Origin of the sequence: Pantoea sp. 9140, from assembly GCF_000745295.1 — a bacterium.
Classification (GTDB): domain Bacteria; phylum Pseudomonadota; class Gammaproteobacteria; order Enterobacterales; family Enterobacteriaceae; genus Pantoea; species Pantoea vagans.
This window is the reverse complement of record NZ_JQNO01000001.1, coordinates 3777809-3793285: the sequence shown is the minus strand read 5'-3', so window position 1 is coordinate 3793285 and position 15477 is coordinate 3777809. Positions and strand designations below refer to the sequence as shown.

Below are 15477 nucleotides of genomic sequence, written 5' to 3'. Positions count from 1 at the left end.
TGAACCGCTTACTCCATGCCCAGCTCTTTCAGCTTGCGCGTCAGCGTGTTTCGTCCCCAGCCCAGCAGACGTGCTGCTTCCTGCTTGTGGCCTTGCGTATGACGCAGCGCAGTGGTGAGCAGCGTACGCTCCATCTCTGGCTGGGCTTCTGACAGCAGATTCTGATGACCGGAACGCAGGGCGCGGTCGGCCCACTGTGCCAGCAGGGTTGCCCAGCTGTCAGGCAGCGACTGCACCGGATTTTCCGGGGTACTGGATTCAAACAGTTCTCCGGGCAGATCCTGAATCAGTACTTCCTGGCCCGCCGCCATCACGGTCAGCCAGCGACAGGTGTTCTCCAGCTGACGAACGTTACCGGACCAGTGAAGACGGGTTAAGGCTGTCTCGGTTTCCGGATGCAGAATCTTCGCTTCCACCCCCAGCTCACGGGCCGCCACCTGCAGGAAGTAACGTGCCAGACGCGGGATGTCCTCACGACGCTCACGCAGCGGTGGCAGATGCACGCGAATCACATTCAGGCGGTGGAAAAGGTCCTCACGGAACTTGCCTTCCTGCACGCGTAATTCCAGATTCTGGTGGGTTGCGGCGATAATACGTACATCCACTTTCACTGGCGCATAGCCACCAACGCGATAGAACTGGCCATCGGCCAGCACGCGCAGCAGACGGGTCTGCACATCCAGCGGCATATCACCGATCTCATCCAGAAACAGCGTGCCGCCATCCGCCTGCTCAAAACGGCCCTGACGGATCTGGTTTGCGCCGGTAAAGGCACCTTTCTCGTGACCGAACAGTTCGGATTCAATCAAATCTTTGGGAATCGCCGCCATGTTAAGCGCGATGAAAGGCGCTTTGGTACGCGGACTATGGCGATGCAGCGCATGAGCTACCAGCTCTTTACCGGTTCCTGACTCACCGTTGATCAGCACACTGATCGACGAGCGCGATAACCGGCCGATGATACGAAACACATCCTGCATCGCTGGCGCTTCACCAATGATATCGGTGGTGGGTCCGCTGACCGGCTGATTTCGCGGCTGCTGCTGTTCCTGATAGTGACTGATGGCTCGCTCGACCAGCGCCACCGCTTCGTCAATATCAAACGGTTTAGGCAGGTAATCAAAGGCACCCTGCTGATAGGCGCTGACAGCGGCGTCCAGATCCGAATGCGCCGTCATTATGATGACCGGAAGCATCGGATGACGCTGCTTAATCTGTTTCAGCAGCGCCAGGCCATCCATACCGGGCATGCGAATATCTGACAGTAAAACGTCCGGGGTCTTGGTTGAGAGGGCATCCAGCACCTCGCTTGCGCTGTCAAAGGTCGCACAGCTCAAACCGGCTCCAGTGAGCGCGCGTTCAAGCACCCAGCGGATGGAGCTATCGTCATCGACGATCCAGACTATCCCTCGTTGCATAGAAACCTCACTGGCGAATAGGCAGGTAAACCGAAAATTCGGTGTGTCCCGGCCAACTGTTAAATTCTATTTTTCCTGAATGTTGATCAATCAGGCTACGGGCGATGGAGAGGCCTAAACCGGTTCCGCCTTCACGTCCGCTGACCATCGGATAAAACAGCGTATCCTGCAGCTGGGCCGGAATGCCGGGGCCATCATCTTCAATATCAATACGTGCCACCAGGCGATAACGCGTACCGTGCAGCGTCAACTGGAAAGCAGTGCGGGTGCGGATAACAATGGTGCCACCGTCGTCGCCCAGCGCCTGAAGTGCGTTGCGAACTACGTTAAGCAGCACCTGTTCAATCTGGTCGGGGTCATGCGGCAGTTCCGGCAGGCTGGGGTCGTAATCCCTGACCAGCGAAACATTCTCCGGCAGCTCCATCGACACCAGATTGACCACCCGTTCGGCCACCTGATGAATGCTCTGCGTGATGTGCATGCCTGGCTGCTGCGGTCCTAACAGACGATCCACCAGATTTCGCAACCGGTCGGCCTGTTCAATAATCACTTTGGTGTATTCATTCAGTGACGGATCGGGCAGGGCGCGGGATAGGAGCTGTGCCGCGCCGCGTAATCCGCCCAGCGGATTTTTAATCTCATGGGCCAGACCGCGAACCAGATCGCGAGCGGCGACCTGCTGCGCGTGCTGTAACTGCTCCTGACTGAGGCGACGCTGATTATCCATCGGCGCCATTTCCATCAGGATTAAGCCATCGGGTAACCGCTGGGCGGTCAGCGACATAATATGTGCGCGACCATCTACCACCAGCGTGACCTCACTGTCAGTAAATCCCTGGCCAGCCTCAAGACTCTCGCGCATCACCTCAATATTCAGCGAAAAGTAGCCGGTTAATTCCGGTAATGGTGTGCCGAACAATTTGCGTGAGCTTTGCGCCAGTAATTGCTGCGCCGCCGGATTGGCGTAATGAATAACCAGATCGTTATCCACTAACAAAATACTGTTGATTAACGCGTTGAGAATCTGCCCTGCATCGGGCAGAGAGCCAGTTGCCATACAACGTTCCTCTGCACCAGTCAGGTGCATTTTAGTCTTTAAGCCGAAAAGAGGGCGAATGAACGGTGAATTCGCGGAGAAAAAAGCCCATCCGAAGATGGGCTAAAAGTTTCCACGGCAACAAAAACGTCTGACCAGTTAAACGCTGTAGTAAAGCTCGAACTCAACCGGGTGTGGCGTCATGCGAACGCGATCCATCTCTGCTTTACGCAGTTCGATGTAAGCATCGATCGATTCGTCTGTGAATACACCGCCACGGGTCAGGAACTCGCGGTCTTCGTTCAGTGCATTCAGCGCTTCTTCCAGCGAGCCTGCAACTTTTGGAATCTCAGCTTCTTCTTCCGGTGGCAGGTCATACAGGTTCTTATCCATCGCGTCGCCAGGATGGATTTTGTTGATGATGCCATCCAGGCCAGCCATCAGCAGCGCGGTGAACGCCAGGTATGGGTTAGCGGCTGGATCCGGGAAGCGCGCTTCGATACGACGGGCTTTCGGGCTGGCAACAACCGGGATACGGATTGAGGCAGAACGGTTACGGGCAGAGTAAGCCAGCATAACTGGTGCTTCATAACCCGGGACCAGACGCTTGTAAGAGTTGGTTGTCGGGTTCGCCAGGGCGTTGATCGCTTTCGCGTGCTTGATGATACCGCCGATGTAGAACAGCGCCATTTCAGACAGGCCGCCGTACTTATCGCCGGCAAACAGGTTCTGGCCACCTTTAGAGAGTGACATATGGCAGTGCATGCCTGAACCGTTGTCGCCAAACATTGGCTTCGGCATAAAGGTCGCCGTTTTGCCGTAAGCGTGCGCAACGTTGTGAACGACATATTTGTAGATCTGAATTTCGTCCGCTTTTTTGGTCATAGTATTGAAGCGGGTTGCCACTTCGTTCTGACCTGCGGTCGCCACTTCGTGGTGATGCGCTTCAACAACCAGACCCATCTGCTCCATGGTCAGACACATGGCAGAACGGATGTCCTGTGATGAGTCAACCGGTGGAACCGGGAAGTAGCCGCCTTTCAGACCTGGACGGTGACCTTTGTTACCGCCTTCGTACTCTTTACCGGTATTCCATGCCGCTTCGATATCGTCGATAGCCACATGTGAGCCGGACGTTGATGAACCGAAACGGATGTCATCGAACAGGAAGAATTCGGGTTCTGGTCCAAACAGCACGGTGTCCGCGATGCCGGAAGAGCGCAGGTAATCTTCAGCGCGCTTGGCGATAGAGCGTGGATCGCGATCGTAGCCCTGCATGGTGCCTGGCTCAAGAATGTCACAACGGATGATCAGCGTAGAATCTTCGAAGAAAGGATCCATGACTGCCGTGGTGGCGTCAGGCATCAGCACCATGTCTGATTCGTTAATGCCTTTCCAGCCGCCAATAGACGAACCATCGAACATTTTGCCTTCTTCGAAGAAGTCAGCGTTAACCTGGTGAGCAGGGATCGTAACGTGCTGTTCTTTACCTTTGGTATCGGTAAAACGCAGGTCAACAAACTTAACTTCATGCTCGTTCATCATCGAGAGAACGTGTTCAGCGGACATACTCAACTCTCCTGGAAATGGTCTTTCATTATCTACATGGCGAGGAAACGTCGTTTCCGGAATCCATTGCGGGAAAACACCTCCCTGACCAACTTCACCCGGCACGCTCTTCAACCGACATCTGTCTGGCGTTTACGCTTGATTTAGATAAAGCGAATTCTGTGCCAACTTTTTTGATGTTGCTTAAATCGCCTTGTGATGCACCTTTTTGTCATAAAGCGCCTGCACCACGATGGTCTTAGTGCACCATTGCGGTGCTTAACGGTGATTTTTTAGCACTATTTTGGTGCGCAGGACCAACTTAGTGCATTTTCTGCACCGGGAACAGGGCAAATTTGCGCCGATGCAATAAACTTTCAGTGAAAAGTGTGATCCTGTTCAGTCTTCCGCTTAATCCGTGTACAATACCGCGCTATTTCTAATGCCTGAGGCAAAGCTGTGATCGAAAATTTGCGTAACATCGCCATCATCGCGCACGTTGACCATGGAAAGACCACCCTGGTTGACAAACTGCTGCAACAATCCGGTACTTTTGATGCCCGTACCGAAGCAACCGAGCGCGTGATGGACTCCAATGATTTGGAGAAAGAGCGTGGGATTACCATCCTCGCAAAAAACACCGCCATTAAGTGGAATGACTACCGTATCAACATCGTTGATACCCCAGGACACGCCGACTTCGGTGGTGAAGTTGAGCGCGTCATGTCCATGGTGGACTCGGTGCTGCTGGTTGTAGATGCGATGGATGGCCCTATGCCGCAAACCCGCTTCGTGACCAAAAAAGCGTTCGCGCATGGTCTGAAGCCGATTGTGGTTATCAACAAAGTAGACCGCCCTGGTGCGCGTCCGGATTGGGTTGTGGATCAGGTATTTGACCTGTTCGTAAACCTGGATGCCACTGACGAGCAGCTCGACTTCCCTATCATTTTCGCCTCTGCGCTGAATGGTATTGCGGGTCTTGAGCACACCGACATGGCTGACGATATGACCCCGCTGTATCAGGCTATCGTTGATCACGTTGCGCCTCCGCAGGTCGAGGCTGATGCCCCACTGCAGATGCAAATCTCTCAGCTGGACTACAACAACTACCTGGGCGTGATCGGCATCGGCCGTATCAAGCGCGGTAAAGTTAAGCCTAACCAGCAAGTCACTATCATCGATAGCGAAGGCAAAACCCGTAACGCTAAAGTCGGTAAAGTCCTGACTCATCTGGGTCTCGAGCGTATCGATAGCGATCTGGCAGAAGCGGGCGATATCATTGCTATCACCGGTCTGGGCGAGCTGAACATTTCCGACACTATCTGTGACACGCAGAATGTGGAAGCGCTGCCAGCACTGAGCGTCGATGAACCAACTGTAACCATGTTCTTTAACGTCAACACCTCACCGTTCTGCGGTAAAGAAGGTAAGTACGTGACTTCACGTCAGATCCTTGAGCGTCTGAACAAAGAACTGGTTCACAACGTAGCACTGCGTGTTGAAGAAACTGAAGATTCTGACGCCTTCCGCGTATCAGGTCGTGGTGAACTTCACCTGTCAGTCCTGATCGAAAACATGCGTCGTGAAGGTTTCGAGCTGGCGGTATCCCGTCCGAAAGTTATCTTCCGTGAAATCGATGGCCGTAAACAAGAGCCATTTGAGAACGTTACGCTGGATATCGAAGAGACGCATCAGGGTTCCGTTATGCAAGCCATGGGTGAGCGTAAAGGCGATCTGAAAAACATGGATCCGGATGGCAAAGGCCGCGTACGTCTCGACTACGTGATCCCAAGCCGTGGCCTGATTGGCTTCCGTAACGAATTCATGACCATGACGTCCGGTACCGGTCTGCTCTACTCTACCTTCAGCCACTACGACGATATTCGTCCAGGCGAAGTGGGCCAGCGTCAGAACGGCGTACTGATCTCTAACGGTCAGGGTAAAGCCGTCGCGTTCGCCCTGTTCGGTCTGCAGGATCGCGGTAAGCTGTTCCTGGGTCACGGTGCAGAAGTCTATGAAGGCCAGATCATCGGTATTCACAGCCGTTCTAACGACCTGACCGTAAACTGTCTGACCGGTAAGAAGCTGACCAACATGCGTGCTTCCGGTACTGATGAAGCAACGACCCTGGTTCCACCGCAGAAAATGACGCTGGAACAGGCTATCGAGTTCATCGATGATGACGAACTGGTAGAAGTAACACCACTGTCAGTGCGTATCCGTAAACGTCACCTGACTGAAAACGACCGTAAACGTGCTTCACGTGGTCCTAAAGACGCATAAGTGCGCCTTTAACTGATAAAAAGCCCCGCATGCGGGGCTTTTTTTTGCCTGAAATTCCGGCTTCTCCAGTCGGGCCAGTAAATATCTGGGTGCGTTCTATCCACCTTTTGGCGTTTACGCTTTTCTCTCCACGCGTGCCTGTTCAGCCTGCACTTTTGCCGCTAGAGTGAATACTCCAGGGAACAGAAGGAGACACACCATGCTGTATATCTTTGATTTGGGCAACGTGATTATTGATATCGACTTTAACCGCGTGCTGGGTGTCTGGAGTGACCTTAGCCGTGTGCCGCTGGCCTCGCTGCAAAGCCATTTCCAGATGGATGAAGCGTTTGAACAACACGAACGTGGAGAACTCAGCGATGAAGACTTCGCGCTGGCGCTGTGTGAAAAGCTGGCAATAGCGCTGAGTTATGAACAGTTTACTGCTGGCTGGCAGGCGGTCTTCGTAGACGTGCGTCCTGAAACCCTGGCGCTGATGAATCGGCTGCGGCTTGAAGGTCATCGGGTGGTGATTCTCTCTAACACCAATAAGCTGCATTGTGAATTCTGGCCGACGCAGTATCCCGACGTACAGCAGGCAGCTGACAAACTCTATCTCTCGCAGGAGCTGGGTATGCGTAAACCGGAAGCCCGGATTTATCAGCATGTGCTGGACGCGGAGGGTGTGACTGCCGATCAGGCGGTGTTTTTCGACGATAACCCGGAGAACATTGAGGCGGCGCGCGCTCTGGGCATTGAAAGTGTACTGGTTACTGACAGTAAAACGGTACCTGACTGGTTTGCAGGTCAACCGTAACTCATGATGTCACGTAAATTTCGTCCCGGGCTGCATGCGTTCTGGTTGTGGCTCAAATTGTTGTGGAAACGCATAGATGAGGATGGCATGACGACGCAGGCTGGTAATCTGGCCTATGTCTCATTGCTGGCGCTGGTACCACTGATTGCGGTGGTGTTTGCGCTGTTTGCTGCGTTTCCGGTCTTCTCAGATATCAGCGTACAATTGAAGCAGTTTGTCTTTAACAATCTGATGCCGGCTGCAGGCAACACGCTGCAACGCTATCTTGAGCAGTTTGTGGCTAACGTCAACCGGATGACGGCGGTTGGTGCCGTCGGCCTGATCGTAACGGCCTTACTGCTGATGCATTCGGTTGATACCGCGTTGAATACCATCTGGCGCAGCAACAAGAAGCGGCCGATGGTTTACTCCTTTGCGGTCTACTGGATGATCCTGACGCTCGGCCCGCTTCTGGCCGGTGCCAGCCTGGCGATCAGCTCCTATCTGCTGTCACTGCGCTGGATTAATGCGACCGGCGTCACCAGCCTGGTCGACCAGATGCTGCGCATTTTCCCGCTTCTGCTGTCGTGGCTCGCCTTCTGGTTGCTCTACAGCATTGTACCCACCCAGCGGGTGCCGCCACGCGATGCGCTGATTGGCGCGCTGGTAGCGGGTGCGCTATTTGAGCTGGGTAAAAAGGGCTTTGCGCTCTATGTTACTATGTTCCCCTCTTATCAGCTGATCTACGGCGTACTGGCCGTGATCCCCATTCTGTTTCTCTGGGTCTACTGGACCTGGTGTATTGTGTTGTTAGGCGCTGAAATTACCGTCGCGTTAGCCGACTATCGGCAGTTAAAACAGCAGCACAAAGAAGAACAACACGAGGAAACATGATTGCATTGATTCAACGCGTGCAGCGTGCCAGCGTCAGCGTCGATCAGAACGTAATCGGCGAAATCGGTGCCGGTTTACTGGTTTTACTGGGCGTGGAAAAGGGTGATGACAATGCGCGTGCGGAACGTCTCGCAGAACGCGTACTGGGCTATCGCATCTTTAGTGATGAACAGGGCAAAATGAACCTGAGTGTTCGTCAGGCGGGCGGAAGCGTGCTGGTGGTGTCGCAGTTTACGCTGGCCGCAGATACGCAAAAAGGGATGCGCCCCTCCTTTTCAGGTGGTGCGGAACCTGCTGAGGCCGAACGCCTGTATGATTACTTCAGCGATTACTGTCGCCAGCAGGGCATGACCACGGCGAATGGGCGTTTTGCGGCGGATATGCAGGTCTCGCTGGTGAATGATGGTCCTGTGACGTTCTGGTTACAGGTGTGAGATCGCAAGCGGAGCGGCAGGGAACAGGCCACCTATCCGAGCGGGAGAAACATTACATGTATCACCTTCGCGTGCCACAGACGGCGGAAGAGCTGGATATCTATTATCAGTTCCGCTGGGAAATGTTGCGTAAACCATTGCGTCAGCCGCAGGGGTCGGAACGTGACGCCTGGGATGCCCTGGCGCATCATCAAATGGTGGTTGATGAGCAGGGAAATCCGGTCGCCATAGGCCGTCTCTACATCAACGCCGACAATGAGGCCGCTATCCGCTTCATGGCCGTTCATCCGTCGGTGCAGGGGAAAGGGCTGGGTACGCTGATGGCGATGACCCTGGAGTCGGTCGCGCGTCAGGAAGGCGCGAAGCGGGTAACCTGCAGCGCCCGCGAAGATGCCGTCGCTTTCTTTGCTAAGCTCGGTTATATCAATCAGGGTGAGGTTACCGCGCCGCAGACGACGCCGGTACGCCATTTTTTGATGATCAAGCCGGTTGTTACGCTCGATGATATCCTGCATCGCGCCGACTGGTGCGGTCAGCTGCAACAGGCCTGGTATGATCATATTCCGCTCAGCGAGAAGATGGGGGTGCGTATCCTGCAGTTTACCGGGCAGAAATTTATCACCACCATGCCTGAAGCGGGCAACCAGAATCCACATCACACGTTGTTCGCCGGCAGCCTGTTCTCGCTTGCCACGCTGACCGGCTGGGGATTGATCTGGTTGCTGCTGCGCGAGCGCCATCTCGGCGGCACCATTATTCTGGCAGATGCGCACATTCGCTACAGCCGTCCGATCAGCGGACGGCCTGGCGCGATTGCCGATCTCGGCTCACTAAGCGGCGACCTTGACCGTCTGGCACGCGGACGTAAAGCACGCGTTCAGCTTGAAGTGGAGCTGTTTGGCGATGATGAATGTGGCGCGGTGTTTGAGGGCGTTTACATCGTCCTGCCCGCCGATCCTGATGGGCCGCTGGAAGAGGGCGGTTCCGGCGCACGTATCAATTAATCATAAGGGCCGCATCTGCGGCCCTTATGTTATTAACGTACCTCGCCTGCCTGCATGGTCTGCTGCACCTGCTGACTGTCGGTTGTCACCGACAGTGTGCCATTAACCGTCGGGCGTATTGGCTGGCCTGCGGCTAAAGCGCCGCTCAGTTGCAGCTGCATATTGCTGTCACCGGTTAACGGCAATGCGGGCCATCCCCAGTTCTGCAACACATTCACCGGCACTGCACGCCCCGTCAGTTGCAGCGTAAGCGGACGGGCTGGCTGCTGGCCGACGGTAGCCGTCCCTTCCATCAGGCCCTTGTTACTGAACGCACTCAGCTCGGTCACCTGAATCTGTTGTGGGTCGGCACTCAGCGCAATCGACGGGTGACGCAGATCGGTGCGGTTAAAGGTCGACTCTGCCGCGTTCAGGCTGAGCTTACCCGACCAGATCCCCCACTGATGCTGCTGCGCCAGCAGCAGGTTCTCGCCGGAACCATCCAGTGAGGTCAGCTGGAAGGGAAACGCCGGATTGATGTCGATAATCAGGTTACGATTAGAGGTGAAACGCGTCACCGCTACGCTATCCAGCCACGCGGGCAGTGCCGCCTGCCAGCGGTCGCGCCAGTCCTGCGGCAGGGTATATTCCAGTCCGGCAACAGCCAGATTTTTCAGCGTCAGGCGTTTATTGCTGCGTGACCAGTCACCGTCAGCCCGAATCACCCCATTCGCCCAGCGAGAACTGAACTGCGTCAGCGCCAGGCCCTGCGGAGAGAAATCCAGGGTAACGATAGGGTCATTAAGCTCGAATCCACCGTTGATAAAATTGCTGGCATTCAGCGCCAGCGAACCATCATTACTCTGCCAGTCATCGCCCTGCCAGTTAACGTTTCTCAGCGTCAGGTCAAGATCTGTCACCGCCCAGTCAGGCCCCTGCAGGCGGGCATCAGTCATGTCGAGGCGCGTAATCGCAATCGAGGGAACCACCTGCAGGCTATGCAGGAAATCTTTCAGGCTGCTGGCGGTCTGCAGACGAATATCATTCAGTCGCAGCTGATTAATTTTCCAGTTGCCCTGGGCATCGCGCTCACCGTTGCCGGTCATGGAACCACGCGCCAGGTCGGCACCCATATTGTCAAAGCGCATTCGTCCTTCGAAAACACTGCCCTGAATCAGGACGTTTTCAGCTGGCACCTTATTCAGCGTCATGCTGCCTGCGCTCATCTGGAAGCGGGCATCGCGGCCCAGCATATCAAGGGCTGTGGGTTTCCACGGCAGAATGCCGCCATTAACCTGCTGAGCAAACAGCGGTAGCGTGCTGTTGGGGCTGTCGATACGCATGTTATTGAGCTGCAGGCGATCGGCCTGAATGGGCAGCGCACTGCCTGGCGTCAGATTGGCCAGATTCACTTCCCCGTCGCGCAGTTCAAGACTGCTGAAATGCAGCGGATCGCTGAACTGAATCAGTGCCAGACCGAGATCGACCCGTTTCGCTACCAGAACCGCAGGCTGCCCATCATGACCAAAGCTGAAGTCATCCAGAATGATGTGAGAGGGAGAAGAGAAATTGTGTTCAATTTTACTCAGGGAGAGATGCCATTCGGTTTTGTCGCTCACCCAACGGCTAAACCAGCCTGCACCCCACTGTGTCTGCAGCAGCACATAGATCACCACGAGGATGAAAAGCAGCAGCAAAAGTAAGGTGAGGAAAAACTTTCCAATAAATTTCATAGCATCCTTCCCGAGTTAAATCCGGTGAGAGGTTGTTATGCCTGAATTACCGTTACAGCTCAACAGCCTGGATGTAAATCCGAATAATTAGCAGGCAGGCCGAAGCCTGCCTGTGGACTTACTTCTCTTGCGGAAAAATCAGGTTGAGCACGATGGCGGTAATGCCACCTGCCGCAATGCCGGAAGAGAGCAGGGTTTTCAGCCACTCGGGCGCAAACTGCAGGATTAAGGGTTGCTGAGAAACACCCATCCCCACCGCCAGCGACAGCGCGATGATCATGATGGCGCGACGGTTAAGCGGCTCGCGTGACACGATGCGAACGCCCGAGGCGGCGATGGTGCCGAACATCACAATGGTTGCGCCGCCGAGCACCGGCTCAGGAATGAGCTGAACCAGACCGCTGACCGCCGGGAACAGTCCCAGCACAATCAGCATCAGTGCGACCACAAAGCCCACGTAGCGGCTGGCCACGCCGGTCAGCTGAATCACGCCATTGTTCTGACCGAAGCAGGAGTTAGGGAAGGTATTAAACAGCGCGGAGACAAAGGAGTTAAGACCATTCGCCAGCACGCCACCTTTCAGGCGTTTCATATAGAGCGGTCCGCTCACCGGCTGCTCTGAAACATCCGAGGTGGCGGTGATATCGCCGATGGTCTCCAGAGAGGTGACCATAAACACCAGCATCAGCGGGATAAGCAGATTCCAGTCGAAGCCCAGTCCGTAGTAGAGCGGCGCTGGCACCATGATTAACGGCTGATCAGCAGGAATACCTGCTGCAGGCAGCATGCCCATCGCCCAGGCCAGCAGATAGCCCACCGCCATAGCAATCACCAGGGAGGCGACGCGCAGGTAGGGATTCTTCTGTCGGTTCAGCAGCACGATCACCATCAGCACGGCTCCGGCCAGCATCAGATTTTTCGGTGCACCAAAGGTATGGTCGTTCATCGCACTTAAACCGCCGCCAATGGAGGTCAGGCCGACCTGAATCAGCGACAGGCCGATAATCATCACCACAATACCGGAAACCAGCGGCGTAATGATCCGGCGCGCCAGATGCAATACGCGCGACAGCACCATCTCGGTACAGGAGGCCACCATCAGCGTGCCAAACAGTGCCGCCATCATAGTGGGCACGTCAGCACCGCCATTTTTCAGCGCCATCCCGCCCATAATCAGAGGCGTCACGAAGTTGAAGCTGGTGCCCTGAATCGACAACAGGCCCGAACCCACCGGTCCCCAGGTTTTTATTTGCAGCAGTGATGCCACGCCCGATGCAAACAGCGACATGCTGATCACGTGCCGGGTATCTTCTGCAGGCAGGCCCAGCGCCTGACAAATCAGAATCGCAGGCGTAATAACCGCGACAAACATTGCCAGCAGGTGCTGACCGGCGGCAAACAGCGTTTGTGGCAGGGGTGGACGATCTTCAAGACGATAAATCAGTTCACTTTTCGTGGCGGAAGGCTGATCTGGCTGAGGAGTGGTAGACATCTTCTGTTCTTCCCAAAAAATAGTGTGGCGATTGTAATCATCCGTCGGGCAAAAGCAATCGTTTGCCCGGCGAGGATAAAAAAGGCCGACTCAGATGGAGATCAATCAGACGTTGGTATAACGGGTGTTCTCTGGCAGCCAGCGTTCAATCAGGGCGCTGGCCTGCTCGGGATAGTGCTGGTGGATGTGGCGCGCCACACGCTGAACTTCCGGCACCATTGCGGCATCGCGTAGCAGGTCGGCGACTTTGAACTCCGCGTTGCCGGTCTGACGCGTGCCCAGCAGTTCACCCGGCCCGCGAATCTCCAGATCGAACTGAGCAATGACGAAGCCGTCATTACTGTCACGCAGCACCTGAAGACGCTTCTGCGCCGTTTTGCTCAGTGGCGCTTTATAGAGCAGCACACAGTGCGATGCCACGGCACCACGACCTACACGGCCCCGTAGCTGATGCAGCTGCGCCAGCCCTAACCGCTCCGGGTTTTCGATAATCATCAGGCTGGCATTCGGCACGTCAACGCCGACCTCGATGACTGTCGTCGCCACCAGCAGCTGCAGTTCATTCGCTTTAAAGGCCTGCATCACCGCCTGTTTTTCCGCGGGCTTCATCCGGCCATGCACCAGTCCGATATTTAAGTCGGGCAGCGCCGTTTTCAGGGATTCCCAGCTGGCCTCTGCCGCCTGCGCTTCCAGCAATTCGGACTCTTCAATCAGGGTGCAGACCCAGTAAGCCTGACGCCCTTCGCGGCAGGCATGCTCAACCCGCGCCACAATCTCATCGCGTCGGGTATCTGGGATCGCCACGGTGGTCACCGGAGTACGTCCCGGCGGCAGCTCATCGATGGTTGAGGTATCAAGATCGGCATAGGCGGTCATCGCCAGGGTGCGCGGGATCGGGGTAGCGGTCATGATCAGCTGATGCGGATGGAAACCCTGCTCCTCGCCTTTTTCCCACAAGGCCAGTCGCTGGTGGACGCCGAACCGGTGCTGTTCATCAATAATGACCAGCGCCAGACCGTTGAACTGCACCTGCTCCTGAAACAGCGCGTGTGTGCCCACGACCATTGCCACCTGACCGCTGGCTATCGCTTCCTGTTGTGCCTGGCGGGCTTTGCCTTTCTGTTTTCCGGCCAGCCAGCCCACTTCAATGCCCAGCGGCGCAAACCACTGGCGGAAGTTACTGGCATGCTGTTCAGCCAGCAGTTCGGTCGGCGCCATCAGCGCAACCTGCTTACCATGGGCGATAACGTTCAGCGCAGAGAGCGCGGCTACCAGTGTCTTGCCCGAGCCGACATCGCCCTGCACCAGCCGCATCATCGGGAAATCGTTGGCCAGATCTTTCTCTATCTCCGTCACCACGCGTTTCTGCGCATTAGTTGGTGAGAAGGGCAGCGCGGCCAGTAGCTGGTCGCTAAGATTGTGTCGCGGCGTCATTGGCAACGCGTAATAGCGCTGAGCACCGGCGCGTACCGCCAGCATGCTGAGGTTGTGCGCCAGCAGCTCTTCCAGAATCAGTCTGCGTTGCGCTGGATGACGGCCACTTTCCAGCTCACTGAGTCGAAGATCGGGCGGTGGACGATGCAGGGTGCGCAGCGCATCAGGCAGGCTGATTAAACCGCCGCTCAGCTCCTGCGGCAGCAGCTCGGCAATCGGGCAGCTCTCCAGCAGCGTCAGTGCCTGGTCGGTAAGATTACGCAACGTGGCCTGCCGGATGCCTTCGGTGGTGGGATAAACCGGCGTTAAGGTCTCTTCCAGCGCCACATTGCTCTGTTCGCCCTGGATGCGGTACTCGGGATGAATAATCTCCGCGCCGCGCTGACCGCGTTTAATCTCACCATAGGCGGTGACGCGACGGCCTGGCGACAGGTTGTTCTTCATGCCGGCATTGAAATTAAAGAAGCGCATCGTCAGGACACCACTGCCATCGCTGATCTGGCACACCATCATCCGGCGGCGACCAAAGGTGATGTCAGTGTGCAGTACTTCACCTTCTACGGTGGCCCAGATACCGGGCAGCAGATCGTCAATGGCATAGAGCTGGGTGCGATCTTCGTAGCGTAGTGGGAGATGAAGCAGGAGATCCTGAATGGTATGCAGGTCAATTTTGGCCAGTTTTGCTGCCTGGCTGGCACCGACGCCGGTCAGGGTACTGAGCGGGATGGCATCCAGCAGACGGCCTTTCATCTTTTTTTACCGGTCGATTGCATGGTTGCCCACCAGCTGGGATCGGCGTCGACTTCGCCCTGCGCATTGATGCGCGGATAGGGTAAACCTTTCTGCTTTGCGACCCGTGCCAGTACCGGGAATCCGCCTTCAAACAGCAGGCGTTGCTGCTCATCGTCGTCCAGCAGGCTGTAATCGCGCAGGTAAAGACCGGCATTTTGTCGCTGCCGCTGCGCTTCATAAAGAATCAGCGCACAGGCGACTGAGACATTCAGCGACTGCACCATGCCTACCATGGGAATCACGATCTTCCGGTCGGCCAGCGCCAGTGCTTCTTCGGTAATGCCGGTTTTTTCCTGTCCCATCAGGATGCAGGTGGGAAGGGTATAATCGATTTCACGGAAATCCACGGCATCGTCAGAAAGATGGGTCGCCAGAACCTGCATCTTCTGCTGTTTAAGCTGTTTTACAGCGTCGCCGATGGTGGGATGGGTAACCACTTTCACCCAGCTGTTGCTTCCGGCAGACGCGGAAGCCTGGGTGCGCATCCGCTGGCTGGGCCAGACAGCATGCACTTCGTGGATGCCGACTGCGTCGGCCGTGCGGATCACCGCCGACACATTGTGCGGCTTATGCACCTGCTCCATACAGACCGTAAGGTCGTGCTGGCGCATTGCCAGCATCGCCTGAATCCGGGCAAAACGTTGATCGTTCATGC

General features: G+C 55.8%; 12 protein-coding genes. 5 read left to right on the top strand and 7 right to left on the bottom strand.

Features of this window, described 5'->3' with window-relative positions; translation table 11 throughout:
* Positions 1–8 precede the first annotated feature (8 nt).
* The 3 genes from glnG to glnA form a co-directional block, all read right to left on the bottom strand.
* Entirely contained in the window at positions 9–1418 is a 1410-nt protein-coding gene (gene glnG, locus FA92_RS17630; RefSeq protein ID WP_010258440.1) for a nitrogen regulation protein NR(I), read from the bottom strand.
* A 7-nt stretch (positions 1419–1425) separates the two neighbouring features.
* Positions 1426–2475 (bottom strand): nitrogen regulation protein NR(II), encoded by a 1050-nt coding sequence (glnL, locus tag FA92_RS17625; RefSeq protein ID WP_013359534.1) that lies wholly within the window; start codon positions 2473–2475, stop codon positions 1426–1428.
* A gap of 138 nt (positions 2476–2613) precedes the next feature.
* Positions 2614–4023, bottom strand: a complete 1410-nt coding sequence (gene glnA, locus FA92_RS17620; RefSeq protein WP_013359533.1) for a glutamate--ammonia ligase — start codon at positions 4021–4023, stop codon at positions 2614–2616.
* A 438-nt stretch (positions 4024–4461) separates the two neighbouring features.
* On the opposite strand from glnA, the gene typA reads away from it, so the two are divergent.
* The 5 genes from typA (at position 4462) to fabY (ending at position 9392) form a co-directional block, all read left to right on the top strand.
* Positions 4462–6285 (top strand): ribosome-dependent GTPase TypA, encoded by a 1824-nt coding sequence (gene typA, locus FA92_RS17615; RefSeq protein WP_013359532.1) that lies wholly within the window; start codon positions 4462–4464, stop codon positions 6283–6285.
* A gap of 199 nt (positions 6286–6484) precedes the next feature.
* The gene (gene yihX / locus FA92_RS17610; protein WP_033784325.1) at positions 6485–7081 is read left to right on the top strand and encodes a glucose-1-phosphatase; all 597 of its coding nucleotides are present in this window, start codon (positions 6485–6487) and stop codon (positions 7079–7081) included.
* A gap of 3 nt (positions 7082–7084) precedes the next feature.
* Positions 7085–7954 carry a virulence factor BrkB family protein gene (locus tag FA92_RS17605; RefSeq protein WP_013359530.1) on the top strand — a complete coding sequence of 290 codons (870 nt, stop codon included), beginning with the start codon at positions 7085–7087 and terminating at the stop codon, positions 7952–7954.
* Positions 7951–8388 (top strand): D-aminoacyl-tRNA deacylase, encoded by a 438-nt coding sequence (gene dtd, locus FA92_RS17600; protein WP_033734544.1) that lies wholly within the window; start codon positions 7951–7953, stop codon positions 8386–8388. Before FA92_RS17605 ends, dtd begins: the two co-directional genes overlap by 4 nt.
* A gap of 56 nt (positions 8389–8444) precedes the next feature.
* Positions 8445–9392: a fatty acid biosynthesis protein FabY gene (fabY, locus tag FA92_RS17595; RefSeq protein WP_033784324.1), complete on the top strand. Its 948-nt coding sequence runs from the start codon at positions 8445–8447 to the stop codon at positions 9390–9392.
* Positions 9393–9424: 32 nt separating this feature from the next.
* Here fabY and FA92_RS17590 read toward each other — a convergent pair whose 3' ends face one another.
* The 4 genes from FA92_RS17590 to trmH form a co-directional block, all read right to left on the bottom strand.
* Positions 9425–11104: an AsmA family protein gene (locus tag FA92_RS17590; protein ID WP_033784323.1), complete on the bottom strand. Its 1680-nt coding sequence runs from the start codon at positions 11102–11104 to the stop codon at positions 9425–9427.
* A 118-nt stretch (positions 11105–11222) separates the two neighbouring features.
* Positions 11223–12596 carry a uracil-xanthine permease family protein gene (locus tag FA92_RS17585; protein ID WP_033784322.1) on the bottom strand — a complete coding sequence of 458 codons (1374 nt, stop codon included), beginning with the start codon at positions 12594–12596 and terminating at the stop codon, positions 11223–11225.
* 105 nt (positions 12597–12701) lie between these two features.
* A complete protein-coding gene (recG, locus tag FA92_RS17580; RefSeq protein WP_033784321.1) occupies positions 12702–14780 on the bottom strand; it encodes an ATP-dependent DNA helicase RecG in 2079 nt (692 codons plus the stop codon).
* Positions 14777–15475 (bottom strand): tRNA (guanosine(18)-2'-O)-methyltransferase TrmH, encoded by a 699-nt coding sequence (trmH, locus tag FA92_RS17575; protein ID WP_033784320.1) that lies wholly within the window; start codon positions 15473–15475, stop codon positions 14777–14779. Before trmH ends, recG begins: the two co-directional genes overlap by 4 nt.
* Positions 15476–15477: the final 2 nt, after the last annotated feature.